Origin of the sequence: Nonomuraea sp. 10N515B (assembly GCF_052245915.1) — a bacterium.
GTDB lineage: Bacteria > Actinomycetota > Actinomycetes > Streptosporangiales > Streptosporangiaceae > Nonomuraea.
Genome location: NZ_JBQQBQ010000028.1, coordinates 58,144 through 79,866 on the forward strand (window position 1 = coordinate 58,144; position 21,723 = coordinate 79,866).

General features: G+C 68.8%; 21 protein-coding genes and 1 pseudogene. 6 read left to right on the forward strand and 16 right to left on the reverse strand.

The annotated features are described in order from the left end of the window. Positions 1-37: 37 nt before the first annotated feature. The 6 genes from ACTWQA_RS33885 to ACTWQA_RS33910 all read right to left on the reverse strand — a co-directional run bounded on the left by ACTWQA_RS33885 (position 38) and on the right by ACTWQA_RS33910 (position 8,324). On the reverse strand, positions 38-712 hold the full coding sequence (locus ACTWQA_RS33885) for a response regulator (RefSeq protein WP_443163067.1): 675 nt from the start codon (positions 710-712) through the stop codon (positions 38-40). Between the two features lie 94 nt (positions 713-806). Beyond that, positions 807-2,471 (reverse strand): carboxylesterase/lipase family protein, encoded by a 1,665-nt coding sequence (locus ACTWQA_RS33890; RefSeq protein ID WP_443163068.1) that lies wholly within the window; start codon positions 2,469-2,471, stop codon positions 807-809. Between the two features lie 284 nt (positions 2,472-2,755). Further along, positions 2,756-2,989, reverse strand: a complete 234-nt coding sequence (locus ACTWQA_RS33895) for a hypothetical protein (protein ID WP_443163069.1) — start codon at positions 2,987-2,989, stop codon at positions 2,756-2,758. A 169-nt stretch (positions 2,990-3,158) separates the two neighbouring features. Next, complete coding sequence (locus ACTWQA_RS33900) at positions 3,159-4,136, reverse strand: phosphotransferase family protein (RefSeq protein ID WP_443163070.1); 978 nt, start codon at positions 4,134-4,136, stop codon at positions 3,159-3,161. A gap of 123 nt (positions 4,137-4,259) precedes the next feature. Further along, entirely contained in the window at positions 4,260-5,159 is a 900-nt protein-coding gene (locus tag ACTWQA_RS33905) for a zinc-binding dehydrogenase (RefSeq protein ID WP_443163071.1), read from the reverse strand. A 69-nt stretch (positions 5,160-5,228) separates the two neighbouring features. Further along, positions 5,229-8,324 (reverse strand): BTAD domain-containing putative transcriptional regulator, encoded by a 3,096-nt coding sequence (locus tag ACTWQA_RS33910; RefSeq protein ID WP_443163072.1) that lies wholly within the window; start codon positions 8,322-8,324, stop codon positions 5,229-5,231. A gap of 97 nt (positions 8,325-8,421) precedes the next feature. Between ACTWQA_RS33910 and ACTWQA_RS33915 the strand changes: the two genes are divergently transcribed. Further along, on the forward strand, positions 8,422-9,423 hold the full coding sequence (locus ACTWQA_RS33915) for an NADP-dependent oxidoreductase (protein WP_443163073.1): 1,002 nt from the start codon (positions 8,422-8,424) through the stop codon (positions 9,421-9,423). Positions 9,424-9,647: 224 nt separating this feature from the next. Here the strand turns inward: ACTWQA_RS33915 and ACTWQA_RS33920 are convergent, their stop codons facing one another. Then, the gene (locus ACTWQA_RS33920) at positions 9,648-10,220 is read right to left on the reverse strand and encodes a TetR/AcrR family transcriptional regulator (protein WP_443163074.1); all 573 of its coding nucleotides are present in this window, start codon (positions 10,218-10,220) and stop codon (positions 9,648-9,650) included. Between the two features lie 72 nt (positions 10,221-10,292). On the opposite strand from ACTWQA_RS33920, the gene ACTWQA_RS33925 reads away from it, so the two are divergent. The 4 genes from ACTWQA_RS33925 to ACTWQA_RS33940 all read left to right on the forward strand — a co-directional run bounded on the left by ACTWQA_RS33925 (position 10,293) and on the right by ACTWQA_RS33940 (position 12,881). Beyond that, a complete protein-coding gene (locus ACTWQA_RS33925) occupies positions 10,293-10,865 on the forward strand; it encodes a dihydrofolate reductase family protein (RefSeq protein WP_443163075.1) in 573 nt (190 codons plus the stop codon). 16 nt (positions 10,866-10,881) lie between these two features. After that, on the forward strand, positions 10,882-11,040 hold the full coding sequence (locus tag ACTWQA_RS33930; protein WP_443163076.1) for a hypothetical protein: 159 nt from the start codon (positions 10,882-10,884) through the stop codon (positions 11,038-11,040). 462 nt (positions 11,041-11,502) lie between these two features. Beyond that, positions 11,503-12,609: a serine hydrolase domain-containing protein gene (locus ACTWQA_RS33935; protein ID WP_443163077.1), complete on the forward strand. Its 1,107-nt coding sequence runs from the start codon at positions 11,503-11,505 to the stop codon at positions 12,607-12,609. Beyond that, positions 12,606-12,881 (forward strand): hypothetical protein, encoded by a 276-nt coding sequence (locus ACTWQA_RS33940; protein WP_443163078.1) that lies wholly within the window; start codon positions 12,606-12,608, stop codon positions 12,879-12,881. The genes ACTWQA_RS33935 and ACTWQA_RS33940 overlap by 4 nt, the downstream gene beginning before the upstream one ends. A gap of 84 nt (positions 12,882-12,965) precedes the next feature. Here ACTWQA_RS33940 and ACTWQA_RS33945 read toward each other — a convergent pair whose 3' ends face one another. From ACTWQA_RS33945 to ACTWQA_RS33985, 9 genes are all read right to left on the reverse strand, one after another. Further along, on the reverse strand, positions 12,966-13,334 hold the full coding sequence (locus ACTWQA_RS33945) for a nuclear transport factor 2 family protein (RefSeq protein WP_443163079.1): 369 nt from the start codon (positions 13,332-13,334) through the stop codon (positions 12,966-12,968). Positions 13,335-13,610: 276 nt separating this feature from the next. Next, on the reverse strand, positions 13,611-14,240 hold the full coding sequence (locus ACTWQA_RS33950; protein WP_443163080.1) for a hypothetical protein: 630 nt from the start codon (positions 14,238-14,240) through the stop codon (positions 13,611-13,613). Positions 14,241-14,291: 51 nt separating this feature from the next. Further along, positions 14,292-14,933: a hypothetical protein gene (locus ACTWQA_RS33955; protein ID WP_443163081.1), complete on the reverse strand. Its 642-nt coding sequence runs from the start codon at positions 14,931-14,933 to the stop codon at positions 14,292-14,294. Positions 14,934-15,115: 182 nt separating this feature from the next. Further along, a complete protein-coding gene (locus ACTWQA_RS33960) occupies positions 15,116-15,619 on the reverse strand; it encodes a hypothetical protein (RefSeq protein WP_443163082.1) in 504 nt (167 codons plus the stop codon). A gap of 59 nt (positions 15,620-15,678) precedes the next feature. Continuing rightward, the gene (locus ACTWQA_RS33965; RefSeq protein WP_443163083.1) at positions 15,679-16,188 is read right to left on the reverse strand and encodes a SigE family RNA polymerase sigma factor; all 510 of its coding nucleotides are present in this window, start codon (positions 16,186-16,188) and stop codon (positions 15,679-15,681) included. Between the two features lie 217 nt (positions 16,189-16,405). Next, the gene (locus ACTWQA_RS33970; protein WP_443163084.1) at positions 16,406-18,391 is read right to left on the reverse strand and encodes an AbfB domain-containing protein; all 1,986 of its coding nucleotides are present in this window, start codon (positions 18,389-18,391) and stop codon (positions 16,406-16,408) included. Positions 18,392-19,071: 680 nt separating this feature from the next. Next, on the reverse strand, positions 19,072-19,587 hold the full coding sequence (locus ACTWQA_RS33975) for a DinB family protein (RefSeq protein ID WP_443163085.1): 516 nt from the start codon (positions 19,585-19,587) through the stop codon (positions 19,072-19,074). Positions 19,588-19,820: 233 nt separating this feature from the next. After that, on the reverse strand, positions 19,821-20,687 hold the full coding sequence (locus ACTWQA_RS33980) for a hypothetical protein (RefSeq protein WP_443163086.1): 867 nt from the start codon (positions 20,685-20,687) through the stop codon (positions 19,821-19,823). Position 20,688: 1 nt separating this feature from the next. Next, entirely contained in the window at positions 20,689-21,189 is a 501-nt protein-coding gene (locus tag ACTWQA_RS33985) for a SigE family RNA polymerase sigma factor (protein ID WP_443163087.1), read from the reverse strand. Between the two features lie 270 nt (positions 21,190-21,459). On the opposite strand from ACTWQA_RS33985, the pseudogene ACTWQA_RS33990 reads away from it, so the two are divergent. Further along, positions 21,460-21,681: pseudogene (locus ACTWQA_RS33990) on the forward strand (IS30 family transposase); the annotation flags it as partial. Between the last annotated feature and the right edge of the window lie 42 nt (positions 21,682-21,723).

A 21,723-nucleotide genomic window follows, 5' to 3' on the forward strand; every position in this document is an offset into this window, starting at 1 on the left:
GGAAGACGCGGGTGGCGGCCGGTTGTCGTGGGTCGTGCTAACTGGACTCGTCAAGCAGTCCAGCCTGGTGGGCAAGGAGGGCGGCCTGCGTGCGGTGGGTGAGGTCGAGCTTGACCAGGAGCCGGGAGACGTAGCTTCTGACGGTCGTCTCCGACAGGAACAACCGCCCCGCGATCTCGGGGTTGGTGAGCCCCTCACCGAGACAGACCAGCACCTCGCGTTCGCGCTCAGCCAGCTTCGCCACCTGTGCCCGCGCGAGGTCGCGCCGCTCGTCGCCTCTGGATGACTGGGCGACCAGACTTCGCGCCGCGCTCGGCGACATCACCACATGGCCATCGGCCGCCACTTTGACCAGGTTGAGCAGGTCCTCCGCCGGGGTGGTCTTCACCAGGAAACCCCCTGCTCCGGCCTCCAGCGCGCGGAGCACGTGCTCGTCGGAGTCGAAGGTCGTGAGCGCGATGACCGTGGGCGGCGCGGCCAGCGCCGCGATCTCCCTCGTCGCGGTGATGCCGTCCACGCCCGGCATCCGCAGATCCATCAGCACCACGTCGGGCCGGTTTCGCAGGACCTCTTCGACCGCTTCTGCCCCGTCTCGCGCCTCGCCGACGACCTCGACGTCCGTACTGGAGCCGAGGATCGTCCTCAGATGCCGGCGGACCATCGGGTCGTCGTCGGCGAGCAGAACCCTGATCACGCCTTCATAGTCTGTCACAGCGCCCGTCCACCATAGTGCGGCAGTGACGCCTGGCCCGCGCCGGGGCCAGGCATCAGAGCCTGATCAGCATGGGGTCATCAGGATGGCGTGATCAGTCGACGAGTCCGCTCCAGAAGCCGCAGCGGTGCTCGCCGCGGTAGTCGGCCGGGCCGATGCCGCCCTGTCCCGCGGGCTTCAGGCTGAGGACGGTCTGGCCGGACGGGGTGAACGCGGGCCAGGCGGGTGCGCCCGCGGCCCGAGGCCGTCCGGTGTGGGCGAAGGAGGTCCAATAGCCGATCATCTGGTCCGCCAGCCGCCACTGGTCTGGCGTGAGGCCGTGCCACGGCCGGCCGCCCAGGTCGAACAGGTAGGGCAGCTCGCTGGCGTGCTGGGCGCCCAGGGGGAAGTCGGAGGAGATGTTGCTGATGTTGGGCGCCTTGTCGTCGGCGAACTCGTAGGCGTACACCGTGGTGCGGGCGGCCATTGCCGTCTCTCCCTCCAGGGTCGGGCAGGCCCAGGCGCGGTCGTTGGCCACCGTCGCCCAGGCCAGGCCCGGGGATGCGAAGTCCTTCAGCGGATATTCCCGCATCACCGTGTCGGCGTGCTCGCCGAACGCGCCCTGCATCAGCTGCGGGTAGTTCTCGGCGGTCACCGGGTACCCGGCCTGGGCGGCGCCGGAGATGAAGCCGTTGCCCTCGTCCTTGGTACCGCCGGACATCATCGGGACCCGCAGGAACCTGCCCTTGCGCAGGGCCTGCGGCGGGTCGAGTGGCAGCAGTGGCGTGCCGTACGCGAGATTGCTGGCGAAGCTGTCGTTGACCTTCATCAGCTCGGAGACCGGCTTGGCCCGCAGGCACTCCAGCTCCTTGCCCGCCGCGCAGCCGAGCTTCTCTGCGGCGGCCAGGCCGGTGCCCTGGCTGGCCTTCAGTGAGCTGTACGGCGTGAACGACGGCATGCCCGGGATCGGGACATAAGTGCCGCTCACCCAATCGAGCATGCACGACCCCGACTGGATGACGGCCTTGTCGATCAGGCTGCGCGTGGCCGGAGAGGTCAGCAGCGCGCAGCTGCTCATCCCGCCGGCGGACTGGCCGAACAGCGTCACGTTGCCCGGGTCGCCGCCGAAGGCCGCGGCATTGCGCTGGACCCACTTCAGGGCTTCGAGCTGGTCAGCCAGCCCGAACGTGCCCGAGCCGGCCAGTCCTGGCAGTGCGAGGTAGCCGAACGCCCCGAGCCGGTAGTTGGGCGTCACCACCACCACCTCGCCCTGGTCGACCAGCCGCCGGGAGTCGTAGGAGGAACCGGCGCCAGTGGTGTAACCGCCGCCGTACAGCCACACCATCACCGGCAGCCGCTTGCGCGACGGCTTGGCCGGAGCGGTGACGTCGAGGTATAGGCAGTCCTCCCCGCCGATCTGCTTGCCCGCCTCCATCTGCGTGCACTGCCGGCCGGGCTTGGTGGCGTCGGCCACGCCCTTCCACGGTGTGACCCGCACCGGATCCTTCCACCGCAGCGCGCCCACGGGCGGCTGCGCGAAGGGAATCCCGGAGTAGGTCCTGACCGTGCCGTCATCAAGACCGCGGATCCGGCCCGAGTCCAGCTTCACGATCGACGGCTGCGGCTTCGGCGCCACCTGCGCCTGCGCCTGTGCCTGCGCCTGTGCCTGCGCCTGTGCCTGTGCCTGGGGCTGGGCGGCGGACTGCGTGGCGCACGCGGCACTAGTGAGACAGCCGGCGGCGATCAGTGCGAGCAGCCGCCGAAACGACACCCTCGTCATGACTCCTTCCCCCCGCCAGAGCTTGACGTGGCAAAAAGCGATCTCTTACTGAGCATGTGACCAGCTTCGTGTCGGCTCCGCGCGCGCCGCGACGTGTGAACGTTGCAACCTTGCGACCTGTTGTTGCAAACAGCCGGTTCAGGTCTCGGACCGCGCTGATCACGTGGGTGGAGTCGGTACGCTGCTTGCCCCCCGCCCCGATCAGGCCTTTGCCGGCGAGCTTGGCCAGCAGCAGGTCCAGAGCCTTCTCCTCCAGGCCGTGGGCGACCACCCGAGTCCGGAACTCACTCAACAACACTCGCGTCGAAGCCGGGATCATCCAACGCCAGCCGGCCCGGTGACCAGTCCGGTTTACCCTCGACTGCGAACGCAGCCGCGAACTCCGCGTCGGCGAACAACTCGCCCAGCTCATCCCGGACCCGGACGGGTAGCGGCGGCTGCCGCTTGCCGCGATACATCGACCGGATCGCCGCGATCACCGGGTCCGGTTCCGGCCAGGACCGGGGCTGCATCGACACCGACCACCCCATCCACGACCGGGAGGAGGGGAAACCCCCGGCCGCGCACCGCATGATCTCGGACGTCAAAGACTCAGGTCACGAACCTACAGCCGCGTGTCGCGAGTTAACCAGCAGGATCCGGACTGGTTCCGTGCAGCTGTTCCGGCCTCTCCCCAGAGCCGAGCCGTCAGACGGCGGCCAGCGCCTTGGTGATGTTCCACTCGGCTAGTTTCAGCATCCATTGCCGATCGGGGAAGTCGGTGTCCGCGATCCGTAGCGGGCCCTCGATCAGCGACAGCACCTGCGCGTACCGGTAGAGCTCCAACCTGTGGGGGTCGAGATCGACTGGACGCAGCACTGGATATGCCTCGCCGAAGCGCATCTGCAGCCAGGCGTGTTCCCACTCGACGTCAAAGTAGGTCAGGCCCTCGAAATCAATCATGACGGGTTCGCCCGCCGGCGTGATGAGCACGTGATCCGGTCCGAGTTCGCCGTGTACCAGCCCATACGCCTCGCGTGCCGTGACCGCGCCACGAAGATGACGCACATGTCCGGCGATCCGGTCATGCGCCTCCTCCACCCGGGCGTCGCGGGCCGCCACGGCGTCGAGGTGGCCGAGCGCCCGGTCCATGATGATGTCCTCGGTGCGTCGGGTCTGGGACGCCTCGCCGCGGTTGATAGCGGCGAGCTTGCCGTACTCCGGGCCGAGCGTGGTGTGCATGCGGCGCAAGGCGTCACCGAGCGTGGACAGCGGCATGGCAGCCGCGGCCGGGTCATGGTCCATCAACGCCTCGAGCTTCACCGCACCGACGTCCTCGACCAGTGCGACGTCGGCATCGAGGTAGCGGCTGTCGCGGTCGAGCATCAGCAGCCGCGGGGTTCGCACACCCGCGGCGGCCAGGGCCGCGTGGTTGATGGCGAACAGTTCCGCTCCAGACGCGTCGGTGAACGGGTCATCAGGGACGGCCGGCGACGGCGGCCAGTAGTTCTCCCCGGCCGCCCACACGTAGAGGATCACGGTCGTCTCGTCGTCCAGACCGAGACGGTAGACGCCCTTCTTACTGCCGCCGGTCAGTCGGTCCAGCGCAGTCAGTCGCCGACCAGCGCCGAACTGTTCCGCCACAAGGTCGCGCACATCGTCCGACTGCAGGAACGCTCGAGTCATGATCGCCTTTCGTCACGTCGACCGACCATGCTCCCTGAGCCGGCGGTACCTCGCAATCGAGTTAGCGGGTGGAGCCACCGGTTCGTGCCCGGCGACAGCACAGTACGCAGCACGGCTCGGTGGTCATACGTCGAGGACCGCTTTTCCGGCGACGCGGCGGGCTATCAGGGCATCGGCGGCCTCCATCGCCTTGTCCCACGGCCCGCGCCAGCCGACCTGCACGTCCAGCTCGCCGGCCGCCAGCAGCTCGACCAGGTGAGCAAGGTCGGGGCCGAACGGCGTGGTCACGTTGAAGTTCTCGATCCGCCCCCGCGCCGATCGCGTGCCCGCGAGCTCGAAGTCGATGACCGTGGCCTCGCGGGCCGCCCGTCCGATGGCCATCACCACGCCGTCGTCCTCCAGCCGATAGAACGCCTGCGCGAGCTGCCGCCCGCCTACGTTGTCCAGCACGCCGTACACGCGGCCTTTCAGGTTCTCCGGACCGATGACGATCTCCGCGGCGCCCAGTTCACGCAGGCCCCGCGCGCGGGCGGGGCTGCCGGCGGAGGCGACGACATGCGCTCCCGCACGGGCGGCGAGCTGTACGGCGAAGCGGCCGACGCCGCCGGACGCCCCGGTGACCAGGATGCGGCGGCCCGCCACCGGCCCGAGCCGGCGGACCGCCTGCAGCGCCGTGACTCCGGCGACCGGCAGGGCGCTGGCCGGCCCCAGGTCGACGGCGGCGGGAACGACGGCCAGCTCGGCGGTGTCCACGGCGCGCAGCTCCGCCCAGGCCCCCGACCAGCCGAAAGTGACCACGCGGGTGCCGGCGGCAGGGCCCGAACCGTCGGCGGCGGCCTGGACGACCACCCCGGCGGCATCCCAGCCCGGCACGTACCCGGGCCGGACGTTCGCGCTTGTGTAGGCGATCTCGCCGAAGTTGAGCGAGAACGCCGCAACCTGGACCAGCGCCTGGGAGGGCGTGGGCACCGGGTCGGGCACGACATCCAAGGAGAGGTCCGGCTTGAAGATCAGGGCTCGCATCGCGTTACTCCTCCATCAGTGGGGTGACGGGCACGACCCTGACGGAACGCGCGCACGATCGGCTGGGGGTCAGCGCACGGACGCCTCCCCGCGCAGAGCCGCGCGGACGGCGGCGGCGATCCGGTCGACGTCTCCGCGTTCCGCGGGCGGCAGGGGTGCGCCGACCGACTCCCTGAGCGCGGTGGCCTCACCCAGCAGGGCCGCGGCCTCCTCGTAGGCACCCTCGGCCGCCGCGACCCCGGCCAGCCCCTCCCGGGCCAGGGCGATGCCCCGCGGATCACCGACCTCCCGGGCCGTGGCGAGCCCCTCCAGGTGCAGCGACCTGGCCGTAGCAAGGTCGCCGCGCTGTTCGGCGATGAAACCGAGCTCGGCCAGCAGCAGCGTCATCCCGTAGAAGGGCACGCCGTAGTCGGCTTCCAGGCGGCGATTCCAGGCCAGCGACTGCTGGAAGAGCCGCTCCGCGGTGTCGAGGTCGCCGGCGCGGCGGGCCACGAGACCGAGGCCCACCCGGGCGAACTCCTCGGCGAAGCTGTTGGACTGCTCGGCCGCCAGGCGCATCCCCCGCTCGTGCAGCTCCCGGGATCCGTCCATGTCCCCGGTCAGCAGGGCGAGCCGGCCCAGGCCGGACAGCCGATAGGACGCGTCGGTCCACAGCCTCAGGTCCTCGGCGATGCGCAGGCCCTCGCGGTGCAGGCGGGCGGCCCGCTCATAGTCGCCGGTGATCTCGGCGAGGTAGCCGAGCATGTCGGATGCCTGCAGCCGTCCCCAGCCATCGCCCAGCTCAGCGAAGATCGCCAGGCTCTGGGTGCCGGACAGCTCGGCGAGGGCGTGGTCGCCCTGGAACATCGCCTGCTTGGCGCGGCCCGCCAGCGCCGCCGCCTCGCCCCAGCGGTCGCCGACGGCGCGGAATCCGGCCAGCGCCTCCGTCAGCAGGCCCTCGGCGGTGGCGGCGTCCCCGAAGCTCAGATGCGCGAAGGCCAGGAACCAGCGTGATCGTGCGTCGCGGGCGTCCAGCGCCTGCGCCGCGGCACGGCTGCGCAGCAGCAGGTCGGTGCCGTCGCCGGTCAGCATCGCGAACCCGGCCTCCCACGCCGCCGTCCTGGAGCACTCCGCGCCGGGCAGCGCCATGGCCGTGGCGATGGAGGCGCGGCCCTCGCGGTGTCTGCCGCGCAGGTACCAGTACCACGCCAGGGCGTCGACCAGGCGCAGTGCCAGCACGTGGTCGGTGGTGTGCTCGAGGGTGGCCCGCAGGTTGGGCGCCTCGGTGTCCAGACGGTCCAGCCATGGGCGCTGGGCGGGGCCATAGAGGTGGGGCCTCGCCCGCTCGGCCAGCTCGGTGTAGTAGAGGTCGCGGCGCTGGAAGACGGGGTCGCCGTCGGCGAGCCGTTCGAGACAGTAGGCGGAGATCGACTCCAGCAGCCGGTAGCGGTTCCCGTCGGAGGACTCGACCATCGACCTGGCCACCAGCTGGTCCAGCAGGTCTGCGACGTCCATGCCAGGGTCCAGTCCGGGGCCGGCGCACACCGCCTCGGCTGCCTCCAGCGTGCAGCCTCCCGGGTGAACGGCAAGCCGTAGCAGGATCAGCCGCTGTTGCTCGGTGAGCTGCTCCCAGCTCCAGTCGATCACCGCGCGCAGGGTCTGCTGGCGGGCAGGCCGTCCCCGGCCCGAGACGGTGAGCAGGTGGAAGCGGTCGTCCAGCCGGTCGGCAACGCCGCGCACGCCCAGCGCGCGTACCCGGGCGGCGGCCAGTTCCAGCGCCAGCGGCAGGCCGTCCAGCCTCCTGCAGATCGCCGTCACTGAGGGCGCGCTCACCTCGTCCAGCACGAACCCGGGCGCGGCGGCCGCAGCACGGGCCACGAACAGCTGCACCGAGGCGGCCCGCGCCGGATCCGCTCCGGGCGCCGGAAGCTCGAGCGGCGGTACCGCGTACAGCGTCTCCCCGGGGAGCGCCAGCGGCTCCTGGCTCGTGGTCAGCACGCGCAGGTCGGGGGCGGCCCGCAGGAGAAGGTCCACCAGCTCGGCGACCGGTTCGACCACGTGCTCGCAGTTGTCCAGCACGAGCAGCAGCCGCCGGCCGCGCAAGGCGTCGGCGAGCCGGTGCGCCAGGCCGGCCGGGCGCACGCCGGGACGCGAACCGGTCGCCGTGTCGTCGCGGACGTCCAGCTCAGCGGCCACCACCTCGGCCACGGTCGCTGTCTCGCCCGAGGTGCCCGCCAGCTCGACCAGCCACACCCCGTCGGGAAAAGCGTCGATGGCGAGGTCGGCGACCGCCAGGGCGAGTCTGGTCTTGCCGACACCGCCCGGACCGGTCAGTGTGACCAGACGCGCCGAGCCGAGCAGGGCACCGACCTCGGCCACGGGCAGCTCGCGGCCGATCAGTCCGGTCAGGGGAGCGGGAAGGTTCGTGCGCGGGCGCGGGGGCGCGAGCGACGGGTCCTGGCGCAGGATCGCCTGGTGGAGCGCGGCCAGTTCGGGTCCGGGGTCGAGGCCCAGTTCGTCGGCCAGCCGGTGCCGCAGGTCGTCGTACCCTGCCAGCGCCTCCGCCTGACGTCCCGACCGGTAGAGCGCGCGCAGGTGGGCGGCGCGCAGGCGTTCACGCAGCGGGTGCGCGGCCACCAGCTCGCCCAGCTCGTCGGTCACCAGGCTGTGCTCGCCCAGCTCCAGCCGTACCTCCGCCCACTCCTCCAGTGCGGTCAGGCGCTGCTCCTCCAGACGGGTGGCGGCGGTACGGGCGAACTCCTCGTCGCCGAAGTCGGCGTAGGCGGGACCGCGCCACAGGGCCAGCGCATCCGCCAGCAGCTCCGCCTTCGCCCGCAGATCGGTGGCGAAGCGGGCGCGGTCGAGCCGCGCGACGAAACGGGCGGCGTCCACGTCGGCGGCGCGCAGGACGTAGCCCCGTGCCTGGAAGGCCACCAGCTCGCGACCTCCCGGCTCCGCCTGCTCCAGGGCGCGGCGCAGCTGGGACACCTTGGTCTGCAGCGTGTTGACGGGGTTGCCCGGAGGGTTGTCCCCCCACAGGTCCTCGGCCAAGCGGTCCGCCGACACCGGGCGTCCCTCGTGGGCCAGTAGGTCGGCGAGCAGTGCCCGGACCTTCGCCTCGGGGACCCGCACATGCCGCCCGTCGTCTGTCCATACGCCTAGGGGGCCAAGCACACCGAATCGCACCCGGTCACGGTACCCGCAGCGAACCCCCAGCCGATCGTGCGCGCCCCCGTCCAGAGTGGGGCCCGAAACAGAGGCACCACGAGTGAGGAGCACTCCCATGACCGTGAACCGTGAGATCCGCCTGGCCGCCCGCCCCTTCGGCGAGCCCGGCACAGAGAACTTCGAGCTGGTCACCACCGCGCTGCCCGAGCTGGCCGAAGGCCAGGTCCTGGTTCGCAACACCTGGATGTCGGTCGATCCCTACATGCGCGAGCGGATGCACGACGCCGATTCCTACCTGCCGCCGTTCCAGCTCGGCGAACCTCTGGACGGCTCGGCGATCGGCGAGGTCGTGGCCTCACGCTCGGCTGACATCCCAGTGGGCGCGACCGTCGTGCACTTCCTGGGCTGGCGCGAGTACGCCGCGGTGGACGCCGCGGCCGTCACCGTCGCCGACCTCGCCCTGGCCCCCGCCGAGGCGTGGCTCGGCGCGCTGGGGACCACCGGGCTGACCGCCTACGCGGCCCTGACCCAGGTGGCCCCCGTGCGGGAGGGCGACGTGGTCCTCGTCTCGGCGGCGGCCGGGGCGGTGGGCAGCATCGCCGGGCAGCTCGCCCGCAAGCTCGGCGCCTCCCGCGTGATCGGTTCCGCAGGCGGGACGCTGAAGGCCAAGAAGCTTGTGCAGGACTTCGGCTACGACGCCGCGATCGACTACCGCGCCGGTTCGGTCGCCGAGCAACTCGCCGAGGCCGCCCCCGACGGCATCGACGTCTACATCGACCACGTCGGCGGCGACCACCTGGTGGCGGCCATCGACGCACTGCGTCACGGCGGCAGGATCGCGATGGTGGGCGCGATCAGCTCCTACAACGCCACCGAGCCGGTGCCCGGCCCGAGCAACCTCTTCATCCTGGCCGCCAAGGACGCCACTCTGCGCGGCATGCTGATCAATTCCTACTTCCACCTGTTCCCGGAATGGATCGCGAAGGCGGCCGGTTGGCTGGCCGACGGCTCCCTGTACACCGAGGTGACCGTGGCCGAGGGCATCGAGCGGGCGCCCTCTGCCTTTATGGACATGATGCGCGGCGGCAACGTCGGCAAGATGCTGGTGAGGCTCTGAGTCCTCACCTTCGCCACGAGCCGCCGACAGCGTCAAGATGGCGCTCACCCGCGAAGCGGGTCACCGTGCGGGTCCGTCCCGAACGCTGGCGAACGTATGACTTCGGCCGGGAATTCAGCGGATAGCGTCTGAGCCCGGAGCCGGCGCCGGCATGCCCAGCGACGAGAACGGGGAGCCCCACCAGCGGCCTGACCTCACCCGGGCCCTTCGGGTGGCCTTACACGTCAGGTATTCAGCGATCTTTGCACGGCGGCGTCCACCAGCTCGTGGATCTCCTGCTCAGTGAAGATGTCAGGCAGCGTCAGCCGCTCCACGATGAGCCAGTTCAGAGCGAGGTAGAGGAGAACCACCGACGTCGAGTCCCCGGGCAGACCCGAGGCGGCGTGGTGGCCGATGTTGGCGTCGATGTCCTCGCGGATGCGCTTGGTCAGCACGGCGCGCAGCTCGGGGCGCCGAGTGGACTCCAGCCGGAGCTCGAGCAGGGCCAGGTAGCCGGAGTTGAAGGCGGAGACCCGATCCACCAGTTCGTGCATGAGCTCGGCATAGCGGGTTTGGTCCTGCACGCCCTCCCGGCTGCGGGCGATCGTGGCCTCGTCGGGCAGCAACCGCTCATAGATGCGTCCGCCGACCTGGGTGAACAGGTCGTCGCGGTTGGCGAAGTAGTTCGAAGCCGTGCCCGGGGGCACAGCCGCCTCCGCATCGACGGCCCGGAAGGTCAGCCCCCGCGCTCCCTCCCTGGCCAGCACCTCGATGGACGCGTCGATCAGTGCCTGCCGCCGCTCGGGATTTCTCCGCACTTGACACCACTCCATATGTAGTACTACGTTCAAACCACTCCACTCAGAGTACTACATCGGGAGTTGATCGAGATGCGGAAGCTGGTCTACTACATCGCCGTCTCGCTCGACGGCTACATCGCGGGTCCCAACGCCGAGTTCGACTTCTACCCCCTGTCGGACCAGATGGCCGCCTGGATCAACACCCGCTACCCCGAGACACTCCCCACCCACGTCCGCAAGCTTGTCGGCCTCGAGGGCGTGCCCAACAAGGTCTTCGACACGCTGGTGATGGGCCGCGGCACCTACGAGCCGGCCCTGGACGTCCCCACCACCAGCCCGTACTCCCACCTGCGCCAGTACGTCGTCTCCAGCACGCTGACGATCGACGACCCCACGGTGCAGGTGGAGACAGGCGACCCGATCGAGCTCATCCGGCGGCTGAAGGCCGAGGACACCGGCATGGAGATCTACCTGTGCGGCGGCGGCAAGCTCGCCGCCTCCCTGCTCCCGGAGATCGACGAGATCATCCTCAAGAGCTACCCCGTGGTGGCGGGCACGGGCATCCCCATGTTCTCCGGACAGTTCCGCCCCACCCTGTTCACCCCCACCCGGCGCGAATCCTTCGACAACGGCGCCCAGGTCACCTGGCTCACCAGGGCTTAGCACCACAGGAGGAAGCATGCATATCAAACTCCCCGCCTCGATCACCCAGGCCAAGACCGACCACCAGGCCCGGTCGTCGCACCCGAACGAGCACCCGGCGCGCGACCTCAAGCCCACGGGCCGGACCAATCTCTCCCGTCGTCCGACCGCGGCCCCCCGCCGCAGCGGGTACTGAGCGGGCCGGGGCGCCATCACGCCCCGAGAGGCTTGCCAGCCGGCCGAGACGCAGGTTGAGGACGCCGGTCAGGACCCGAGCACCACGGCACCGATGATCACGTAGCTGGCCGGCCTGACAAAGCCGGCCGCTGCAGCCGATTGTCAGCAGCGCCTCCTACGACATGATCCAGCAGGCGGCCCAGGCCCGGCCGAGGAGTGCCGGGCGGCCGACGGACGGAGGTTCCCCATGGCCCTGGGCCCCGCCGCACGCGGCCCCGTCTCTCGGCACCAGCCGCCCCTCCTTGCTGTAGATTCGAATCTTTGCATTCAACCAACTCATTGCAACTATATTTGCATTCATTATCATGGCCATTGCAACACCACCTTGTATCGGCGAATGTGACGTCGACTATTTGCGAATGCAATCCAGCGTTTCGGTAGAGGGAAATGATCAAAGGCGACTGGAGGAGACGCCATGGCAATGACACGCGACACCGGAACCAACCACGAGGCGGTGCAGCGCGTACTAGAGGACGCAGTGTCTTCGGGCACGACGCCGGGCATCGTGACCGAGATCTGGAAGGGCGACTCCCACTGGTTCGCGTCTGCGGGCAAAGCCGACATCAGCACCGGCCGCGAGCGCACTCGGGAGGAGTTGTTCCGTATCGGCAGTGCCGCTAAGGCATTCACCGCCACCACCGTGCTGAAATTGGTCGGTGAAGGCGTGCTCAGCCTCGACGATACGGTGGAGAAGTGGCTGCCCGGCTTGCTCGATGACAGTCACTATGACGCCGACAAGATCACGTTGCGGCGGTTGCTGAACCAGACCAGCGGCATCTTCAACTTCTCCATGGATCCGGAGTTCTACGCCAGTGGCCAAGGCGAGGCATGGTACGAACGCCGGTTCAAGGTCTTCACGCCCGAAGAACTGGTGAGGATCGCCCTACGGCACCCGCCCTACAACGCGCCCGGCGAGGCATTCCGGTACTCCAACACGCAGTACTACCTGGCCGCGATGATGGTGGAGAAGGCCACCGGCGAATCGTACGGCGATGTGCTTGATCGGCTCGTTCTGCGGCCGCTCGACCTGACCGGGACATCGCTGCCCACCACGCAGACGGTTATCCAAGGACCGCATCCGGTGCACTACTCCAGGCTGGAATTGCACGACCCAGCGGCACCGCTGCGCGACGCGACCGAGTCGAATGAGACAACCGCCTGGAGTGCGGGCGGGATGATCTCCTCGACCGGAGACCTGCTCACGTTCTTCTCGGCGCTGCTCTCAGGTCGGATCCTCAAGCCGGCGCAGATGGAGGAGATGTTCACGACCGTGTCGACCGACGGCTCCGGGTGGCTGCCCAACACCCGCTACGGGCTCGGTGTGTGGGTCGAGCAGAAGCTCGAGAGCGGCGTGCACGTGTGGGGCAACGGCGGCGCTGACTACGGCACGTTCGCCCTCGTCATGGGCAGCCGCGACGGCACGCACCTGGTCGCCAGCCACGTGAACACCGACTGGTCCCCACAAGCCTATGCGGCGTTCTTGGCCATCCTCGACATCGAGTTCGGCAGTGACGGGGACGCCGATTGACCGCGGCGCCCGACAGCGAGACGACGCGCGCTCCCCGGCAGCTACGCCGGTTCGCGGCCGCGTACCTGGCCGGTCACGATCCCGGCGACCCGCTGGCCGGCGACGCCCACCGGCTCACCGAAAGGGCCCGGTCGTACGGCGTCGACGCGCGGCTCGAGCTCTATCCCGTGTCCGCCCACGTTTTCCACTACTTCTGGTCGTTCCTGCCGGAGGCCGCAGACGCGCTGGAACGCGCGGGCGCTTTCATCCGCCCGCGTAGCCGCCTGAGGTAGTCCCAACGACTTTCACGCGACCTTGACGTGCTGCGACCTGTGGGTGAGGTGAGAAGGGGGCCGCCCGTAATCGAGCTCCTCCGGTCAGCGGTAGTCGTTCTCCTTCAGCTCGATGACCCAGGCACGACGCTCGGCGATCTTGCCATCGCGCATGACGAACACCTCCGCCATGGACATGCGCATCTCACCGCCCCCGACTCGCTTCACCGTCCCGGTGAGTTCCGCCATGACGACATCGCCCTGCTCGACCATGCGCACGACCTCCAGGTGGGGAGGGTCGATGAGTTCGGGCGGGCCGTCGATGGCCCCGTCGTAGGCGTCTTTGCCGGTCAGGTGGAAGGCGCCGAAGACGGTCCACTCGATGTCGTCGGTCAGGCAGGACAGGATCTGCTCATGATCGTTCTTACGGAAACCGTCGAGGTAGGTGTTGACGGTCTCGATGTTCCGTGACATGTCTGCTCCTTCGAATCGGGTGTCGTCCACGAGGCGCCACCGTGTGAGCCGGCGGTTCCCTCGGTAGGAAGGTCGGAGCGGCCAGAGCCTTCTCGACATCACTTCGGGGAGTAGTTGAGCACCGACGATGATGCCCCTGGCGAAGATCGTTTCCCAGCCGAGCGGTCGGGGGTTCACCGTGCTGCGTTGGACATGCGGACCGTTATGTACGGGTGTGGTTGCTCCAGCCACTCGCTGGTCAGCCTTGCTCCTGTGGTCTGGTCACGGGATGCGCAGTCAGTACCAGCGGCTGAATGCGGTGGCGCCGGATCCGGTCTCCGCGGCGAACTGAAGAACCCGCAGCGGCGCGTCAATGAGCTCCGCCGCATCGAAGTCGGGTGCGTCGCCCATCGCGGTCATCCAGGCGGTGATCCGGCTGAGGACCTCGCTTCGCTGTGTGGTGGAGAAGAAGAGGGCTTCCTCAGCTCGAGGCAAGGCGGTCCGAACTTCCTCAGCGGACAGGAGGAAGTCGCCAAACCAGCCAGGGAACATCGTTGATCGTTCTGCGCCGAGGCCGTAGCACAGGGCTGCCGCCGGGTTCGCCTTGCGGGCAGTCGCGACGAACAGACCGGCGCCCTCCGCCTTGGGCATGAGCGTCATGCTCGCGTCCCGCATGGCTTCCGTCGCCTCGGTAGGCGCGTTGGCGTCGTCGATGAAGTCCGCGAATCGCCGGGCGGTCGGCGTGGGTATCAAGAGGCCGGGAGGCTCCGCGGGGTGCTCGAAGAAGGGCTCTTGGTCGCCGCCGTTCGACCACCACGCAAGCGTCTCGGGAAAATCCGGCGGCCTGTCCCGGTCGCCTGGCTGTAGGAGATGGATGTAGCGATCCGGTAGTGTCCGGGCCTCTTCATCAGGGATGGCACCGACCACCCACAACCCTGTTGAGCCCACGATTCACACCTCTCAATCTGCTCGGCGACTCTATCCCCCGGCGTCAGTCCCGAAGCAGGATCTTCTTCCTGATTCTCTGAACTTGTCGTCGATCATGGAGTGGCATCGGTCGATCTGGGCGATGAGGTCCTGCCCCCGCGGCATCGTTACGCAGCGGCCGGGTAGATCCCCATGAACCGCTTGCGAGGCGAGATTGACCGGGCGGCGAGCGCGCACCAGCGGCTCCAGCAGGTTCAGGGCCAGCGGGCATGCCTGGATGGGCAGTTCCTCCCATGCGACACGGTCACCGATGGACCAGGGGTCGTCGCGGAGGTCCAAAAATTCAGGACGGGGCAGGCTCGCGATGGCTGTGTGAAAGGCGGTGCCAGCGCGCAGCACGTCATCCTGACGCCCGACATCCGGGACGCCCTCGATGAGCCGAGACGCCTCCCAACCGTCGATCACCCATGCCCCGTCCAAGGTCCGAACGGGGCGGGCAATTCTGAATTCGGCCGAGTCGGGCAGGGCGGCAAGCACCTCCGCTCGCCAGAGCGTCTCCGCCAAGAACTCCACAGGCTTAAGGACCACCTGATCAGCTCGCCAGGTGCCGCCCTTGCCGCCTGGTAATACCACTGGATCAGCGCGGATGCCGAATGCTGTAAGTACCGCTTCTGGGGAACGCGAAGGTGTCACGCTCAAGATCGTAGAGTCGTTTGGATGACGGGTTCGTGGCGCAATGGCGGCAAGCATTCCTTTTGGCACTGGGCTCGCGTCGTGAAGGCCTCACGACCGCGGGCTGGAACGGCCGATGTGTCGGCGAAGCTCTGTCATCGTCGCCGATGGCGCCGACTGATGCCCCGCCGCGCTAGCGACGATCATCGGGGAGTGTCGTAGACGCCGATCCACCACGGGGCGCCCTCCCGGGGGCCGATCTGGTTCGCCAGCAGCTCCGGCGCGAGCGTCAGCGTCTCGTGGTCGAACGGCGCGTTGCAGGCACCCTTCTTCCTGGCCTCGATGTCGCAGCCGGCGCTGGAGCCGATCGGCGCGTCGGCGGGGAAGACCCAGATCTCCACGCTCTGCGGCCGCTCCAGCCACCCGGGCGGGACGGACTGCGCATCATTCTGGCTGTCGAGACTGTTCCCCTTCCGCTCGCCGCACCGCCCGAAATCGGTCCACTGGCCCGGGTCGTGTACCGATCGCACCAGCACCCACGCCTGCGGGTCCGCGCAGCGGATAGAGAAGCCGGTGTAGATGCTGGTCGGCGTGAAGGTGACCAGCTCGCCCTTCGCCAGTGACTGATGTGTCTCCTCCTGGATCAGCGACACCTGCCGCCCGTGGAGCCCTTCCAGGGTCTGCGGCAGTTCGAGCCCGCTCGTCACCTGCGCCGACGACGTTGGGTCGGCTGCGTTCCCGTACAGGACGGGCAGGATGGCGACACCTACGGTGAGCGCGCCCGCAGCCAGCGTGGCGGCCGTGGCCGTCCGCCTGCGGCGGCGTGCCCGGCCGCCCAGCCGTGTGATCTCTGTGACGTCCGGGGGGAGTCCGTGTTCCCGAGCACCCCGGCCACCTGCTCCGGCGTCATGTCGTCGAAGTACCGCAGGACGAGGGCCGCGCGCTGCCGTCTCGGCAAGGCGCCGATGGCCTCCCACAGGGCGTCCCGCTCGTTGACCGCCGTCACGAAGTCGCGCCCGGTGGGACCTTCCGGCATCACCTCGGTCGGGACCTCGTCCCGCCAGCGCCGCCGCCACCAGGAGGCGTGTGTGTTGACGATGATGCGGTACACGTACCGGTCGGGGTCGTCGCCGATCTTCGGCCAGGCCGTCCACGCCTTGACGAGCGAATGCGGAACCACGTCCTCGGCCATGGCCCAGTCCCGGGTCAGCAGGTACGCGGTGCGGCACAACCGCTCGTGCCGCTGTCCGACGTAGTTGGCGAAACCATCCGCCATCCTCAACCTCCGCCCGTTGAAATCCTCACGATGTACTACTGAGTGAGAGACCGATTTGGGTGACCGGCGGGCCGAGCCTGATTTTCGACGCCCCTCTTCAGCGATCAGTTGCCGAAGCGGCCGGACCGCTCCGGCGCCAGGTCAGGGCAGCCGCGGCGGCGAAGGCCAGGGCCGCGCGCTGCGGATCGTGCCGTGGGTGACGGCCGGACGCCGTGGGTCATCCGAGAGGCAGGACCGGCTGGAAGGAGCTTGCGGTCCGGAAGGCGGCGGTCCCTTGCCGGGCAGCGAGCCATAGCTGACGGTCGCGGTGGAGGATGACCCGGCCCGGGTAGTTCAGCGACTCCAGCGTCACTGATCCGGTGATCGAGCCCGGACGGGCGTAAAAGGTCGCGTCCTTCTTGAACAAGGAACTGCCGTCGCTGCGGTCGAAACGCAGCCGGAAGTGCTTGTGCCGCAGGTAACGGCCGTCGGGGCTGATGAAGGAGTATCCCTTGGGATCGGCAAGGCCCGGCACGATGCGCAAGCCGGCGCCCTGCCGGGATGCGGCCGGGTCGGTGTCGCGGATGGTGACAAGCCGGGCTTGGCCGCGCAGGTCCTGGATGAACGCACCAGGAGTGCCGACCGACCGGAAGGACCGCGTCACGCCCGTGGGCAGTCCGGCGGCCGCCGACGGCGCGTACGTCGGTGATGGCGACGCCGCGGTTGTTCGACTGGGCGTGGAGGTGGGGGATGGCGACGCCGCGGTTGTTCGACTGGGCGTGGAGGTGGGGGATGGCACAGGGGTGGCGGAGGGCGCCGCGTCCGCGATCCGCTTGACCAGCTTGATCGTGGGATTTCCCGCGGGCACGAAGCTCGCCCAGGCGGAGGTGTGGCCGGTGTAGTAGATGATCAGCTTGGCCGGGTCGGTTCCGGCGAACGCGGCCTGGTCCTGGACCGGTGGCTTCTGGCCGAGGTACAGCGCCCGCAATTGGGGATCACGCGCGAAGACGCGCGGACCGAGCTTGCTCAGGCTCGGCGCATAGACCGAGGTGAGGCTCGCGTTGTCGGAGATCGAGTCATGCAAGGCGGTGGTCAGCGCGGGCGCGTACAGCTCCTTGAGCGAGGCGAGGCGGACGATGGCGTTCTTGTCCAGCGTCTGCACGCTCGGCAGCCGCAGCACCTTGATCCCTGTCCCGGCGGCGGCGTCACCGTTGAGATCGAAGCAGTTGATGCCCATGTAGCGGAGCTTGGGAAGGTTGACCGCTTCCAGCACGTGGCTGTCGTTCAACCCGTTCCTGCCGATCGACTCCAGCTCGGGGGCGTTGAAGTAGCGCAGGCGGGAAGCGTCGTCGAACGCGAAGTCGTCAATGGTCCGCACCCGCGGGAGGTTGACCTTCGTCAGGTACTGGTTGCGGCGGAACGCGTTCGCGCCGATCTCCGTGGCGCTCGGCAGGTAGAGCACACTGAGCTTGGCGTACGGCCCGTGCCCGAACGCCATCGCGCCGACGGTGCGGGCCGCCTTGAAGCTGACCGAGGCGAAGTTGTGGTTGCTGAAGGAGCCGGGTTTGATGTCCTGCAGATCGTCCAGCACCAGGTGCCTGACCCACGACCCCCACCAGCCGTTGTGCCACAGGTACGGCGAGCGCCCGCCACGTGCGATCTTCCCGGCGCAGGCCAGGCCGGAGTCGGGGGTGCACTCGGTCCCGCCCTGGAGGGATCGCAGGTTGTAGATGTGCAGCCGGTTCAGCTTGGTCAGCCCGAGCCCGCCCGCGCTCTCGGCGTTGCCCACGGACTGCACCGCCGTCAGGTCGGCGTCGTTCAGCGCGGTCCCGCCGATGAGGTAGAGCGCGATGCCGGTGCTGCGCGCGAGCTCCGCCCGCGCTTTGACGAGCTGCGCCTTCAGGGGACGCTGTGCGGCTTGGGAGACGTCGTAGCGCAGTGTGAACGTGTCCGGTGGCAAGGCGTGGTCGCCCGGCTCGGAGGGCCGGTAGGTGTAGGTCTCCTTCCTGTTCAGTTCTCCGTCTGAGGAGAAGACCGGATCGACTCCCGGATCCTTGGCCGGATCGGCTGCCAGGCCGGTGCCGCCGTGCAGCGCAGCCGAGGTGCCGGTGCGCACGGCTGCGGCGGCCGCCGGCCCTTGCGCGCCGTAGACGGCGGCCGCCGTCACGAGCGCGACGAGGGCCAGGTGGCGGGCTGGGGGTTTTCTGAAACCCTTGTCGCTCATTGCTGCCTTACTGCCGCCGCCTCCCGTGTGGAGGCTCTCGTGAGAGGTGACGAAACAGGTGGGCGCGGATAACAGAAAAATACTCGTGAGCCGCGCCACGCTGTCTCGGGCACGGTCCTGGCTCGCCAGGTGGGTCTCCTCGCCGATGACGGCGACGAGCTCGGCCTCCCGGTCCCCCTTACGTGTGGCGGCGAGGTGTCGGGAGGCGGGCTCGATTTCTGGACGTGGACGTTTAGGAGCCGCCCGGGGGTGCGGCCGAGGGCGTCCGTCAGGTCTGCTGGGTTGGCGCCTTCGACGGGGCCGACGCACAGCTCGACCTGGCTGCGGAAGCGTTCCACGGCGGCGCGATCGGACATGGAGCGGGAGAAGGCGTCGGGGGTCGGTGTTGGTGTAGTCGGCCAGGGGCTTGAGTCCGATCGGGGGTGCGACGTCCTTGCGCACCCCCGACCAGGTCCAGGTGGCGACGGCGGACTTCTGGGCGGCCTGCGAGGTGGTCCAGCTCAGGAAGAGCTTGGCGGTGGCGTTGTGGGCTGCCGCGTTGGACGGTGACGGCGTTGTCCGTCCAGCCGGATGCGGCGCTGTGACGTTCGGCGGATGCAGGCCGGTCCAGGGCATGATGCCCTCATCACGGGATGATCATATCGACTGGTCGCCGGTTGAGGCGCACCATGCTCAGGCGGTCAGTAGTAGCCCTTCTCGCCGTCGATCACTTCCCTGATGATGTCCAGATGGCCGGCGTGCCGGCCGGTCTCTTCGACCATGTGGATCAACATCCAGCGCAGGCTCGCCGCGGCCGAGCGGTAGTCGGGGTGCTTGCCCACGTCGTCCAGCGAGTGCGCGGCGACGATCTCGTTCGAGATCTGGCACTGGCGCTCGTACTCGTCGAGAAGCTGCGCCAGAGGGACGTCCTCCACCCGCATGTCGGCGTCCTCCACGCTCTCGTCGAACTGCGGGTTGCCGTCGGCGGGGTGGCCCAAGAAGAGCACCTCGAACCAGCAATGCTCGGTCCAGCGCAGGTGCGATACCAGGCCCGCCATGGTCATGAGCGGCGAGGCGGGCAGCACCGGCCGGTAGGCGTCCTCGTCCGACAACCCTTCGCACTTCCACTGGACGATCGCACGCTGCATGTCGAGCCAGCCGACCAGCTGGGTGCGCTCATCGGTGACGAAGGGCGGCCGTATGCGAGGAATGCTCATGAGGGCCGATGCTACGGCATCGATCGATCATGGCGTCGCACGATATCCCGTGCTCACACAGGTCGCGGCCAGTGCGGCTACTGCGGGCGGCTCCTGCCAGTGCTCCGCCATGAGACGGTCGATCGTGACCACCGCCCCGGACACAGCGTGAGAACGGGTGTGGCGTTGCCGGTGCCGACCACTGCGGTCTTTTGCGGTCACCGCCCCAGGCTGTCACAGAACTCGGCACCAGGTCAGTAGCCGCTTCCCCGGCCCAACGGGCCGAAAGCCACGCTCTTTTCCTGCTTCAGGACCTGACCCTGTTGTCCGTAGGCGGTCACCGTGACCGGTGGGGAATCCAAGATCGTAGGCGGCTCGTCGTCGCTATCCTGGCGATCCCTGACCAACTTCCCCAGCACCCGGGCGATGAAGAAACCGTCGGCCACACGCGCATCGGTACGCCGCCCGTCCGCCCAGTCGATTTCGACCCGCCGCACACCGGCACCGACCCGGCCGACGACGACCCGGTAGATGTCGTTCTTCTGAATTCGCTCCGGCCCCACCGCGTACGAATGCATGTGCGAGGTGTAGGCGTCCACCTGGAGATCACCTGAGAAGCCCGTGAGATTTCCCGGAGACTTGAACCCCCAGTAAGTGAAGACCGCTCGCTCCGCGAAATCCGTCTGCTCGGTCGGCGTGCACAGCACGAAGCCGGACTGGCTGCCGACCAGGGCGGTCGTCCCGCCCTTGTCCTGGTAGTCCACCAGCAGCCGGAAGTCCTTGACCGTCCCATGCTCCGGGATGCCCCGATTGCCGTCCATGTTGTGGACGGGACCTCCTTGAGGCATGCATTCGCGTACGAGTCGCAACTGCTCAGGGGTGTTGTCCGGCAGTCTCATCACCCTCGCCGCGGTGTCCGGGCCGGAGCCGCCGGGGGGAACCGCGATCACCGTCGCGATGACCGAAGCGGCCGCCGCGAGCCCGGCCAGCGACCAGGACAGACGCCGGCGTCGCAGGGAGACGGTCCGCGCCCGGCTGACGTAGCCGAGCACGTCAACGGGCCTGGCCTCGTCCGCCATCAGCCGCAGTTCCTCGGCGATCTGCTGTTCGTCGATCGTCATCTCATGCCTCCAGGGTGACGGTCTCGCCAATGAGCTCGCGTAGCCGGGTGACGGCTTGGTGGGTCTGGCTGCGCACGGTCCCTATCGAGCAGCCCATGATCTTGGCGACTTCGGACTCCGCGAGGTCCTCGTAGTAACGCAGCACCAAGACCGCTCTTTTCCGGGCCGGCAGGATCCGCAGCGCCTGGGCCAGGGTGATGCGGGTCTCGACCTCGTGGGTCCGGTCATCCGCGGCCCGGTCAGGGGGTGCTGGGACCACGCTCTCGCGATCCCAGCGCCGGCTTCGCCAGCGGCCGACCTGTTCGTGGTACATGATCCGGCGCACGTACGCCTCCGGATTGTCACGGATCCGCCGCCAGTGTCTGGCCGTCTTGGCCAGCGCCGTCTGCAGCAGGTCCTCGGCGGCGTGCTGGTCGTTGGTCAGCACGTAAGCGAGCCTGATCAGGCTGTCGGAGCGGCCGACGACGAACTCGGTGAAATCTCGCTGCTGGTCGGGGTTCAAGGGCTCTCCTCGGTCTCACCCTTATAGATGGAGGCGGGCCCGCGAATCTATGGTGTGTTGCCCTAACCTGCCGATCCCGGCGATCCCGGCGATGAGCCACGCCGGGCCGGGGTGCCCGGAAATCGCGCGAGAGCTTGGCCGCGCGCGGCCCAGGCCCGCGCCGACGTGAATGCATGTGGGCCACGAGACCATCTACCAGGCCCCCTACGTCCGAGGCCGCGGCGAGCTGCGCCGCGATGACCCGGGCGCTACGCACCGGCTGCGCCGCCCATCGCCGCCGACATGCCCGTCTACTACGGCGTCCCGGCGAGCCCGTGGCGGCGCGGCTCCAACAAGAACACCAACGGCCTGCTGCGCCAGCGCTTCCCAAGGGCACCACACCCGCATTGAGCTCGACGCGTCGCTGCTGAATTGAACTTAAGACCGAGAAAGACGCTCGGCCGGGAAACCCCGGCCGAGCGTCTCCCCATGCAGCTCGCAGCCAACAATTAATCGTTCGTCGCCCCGGAAGGTGTGGATGTGCAGGTGAGTCTG

What these genes read in the sequence shown, in the direction of transcription:
- ACTWQA_RS33930 (WP_443163076.1), top strand. Translation starts at nt 10,882, where the DNA reads ATGCATATCAAACTCCCCGCCTCGATCACCCAGGCCAAGACCGACCAC.
- ACTWQA_RS33890 (WP_443163068.1), bottom strand. Translation starts at nt 2,471, where the DNA reads ATGACGAGGGTGTCGTTTCGGCGGCTGCTCGCACTGATCGCCGCCGGC.
- ACTWQA_RS33900 (WP_443163070.1), bottom strand. Translation starts at nt 4,136, where the DNA reads ATGACTCGAGCGTTCCTGCAGTCGGACGATGTGCGCGACCTTGTGGCG.
- ACTWQA_RS33935 (WP_443163077.1), top strand. Translation starts at nt 11,503, where the DNA reads ATGACACGCGACACCGGAACCAACCACGAGGCGGTGCAGCGCGTACTA.
- ACTWQA_RS33975 (WP_443163085.1), bottom strand. Translation starts at nt 19,587, where the DNA reads ATGAGCATTCCTCGCATACGGCCGCCCTTCGTCACCGATGAGCGCACC.
- ACTWQA_RS33980 (WP_443163086.1), bottom strand. Translation starts at nt 20,687, where the DNA reads ATGACGATCGACGAACAGCAGATCGCCGAGGAACTGCGGCTGATGGCG.
- ACTWQA_RS33915 (WP_443163073.1), top strand. Translation starts at nt 8,422, where the DNA reads ATGACCGTGAACCGTGAGATCCGCCTGGCCGCCCGCCCCTTCGGCGAG.
- ACTWQA_RS33925 (WP_443163075.1), top strand. Translation starts at nt 10,293, where the DNA reads ATGCGGAAGCTGGTCTACTACATCGCCGTCTCGCTCGACGGCTACATC.
- ACTWQA_RS33945 (WP_443163079.1), bottom strand. Translation starts at nt 13,334, where the DNA reads ATGTCACGGAACATCGAGACCGTCAACACCTACCTCGACGGTTTCCGT.
- ACTWQA_RS33965 (WP_443163083.1), bottom strand. Translation starts at nt 16,188, where the DNA reads ATGGCGGATGGTTTCGCCAACTACGTCGGACAGCGGCACGAGCGGTTG.
- ACTWQA_RS33970 (WP_443163084.1), bottom strand. Translation starts at nt 18,391, where the DNA reads ATGAGCGACAAGGGTTTCAGAAAACCCCCAGCCCGCCACCTGGCCCTC.
- ACTWQA_RS33905 (WP_443163071.1), bottom strand. Translation starts at nt 5,159, where the DNA reads ATGCGAGCCCTGATCTTCAAGCCGGACCTCTCCTTGGATGTCGTGCCC.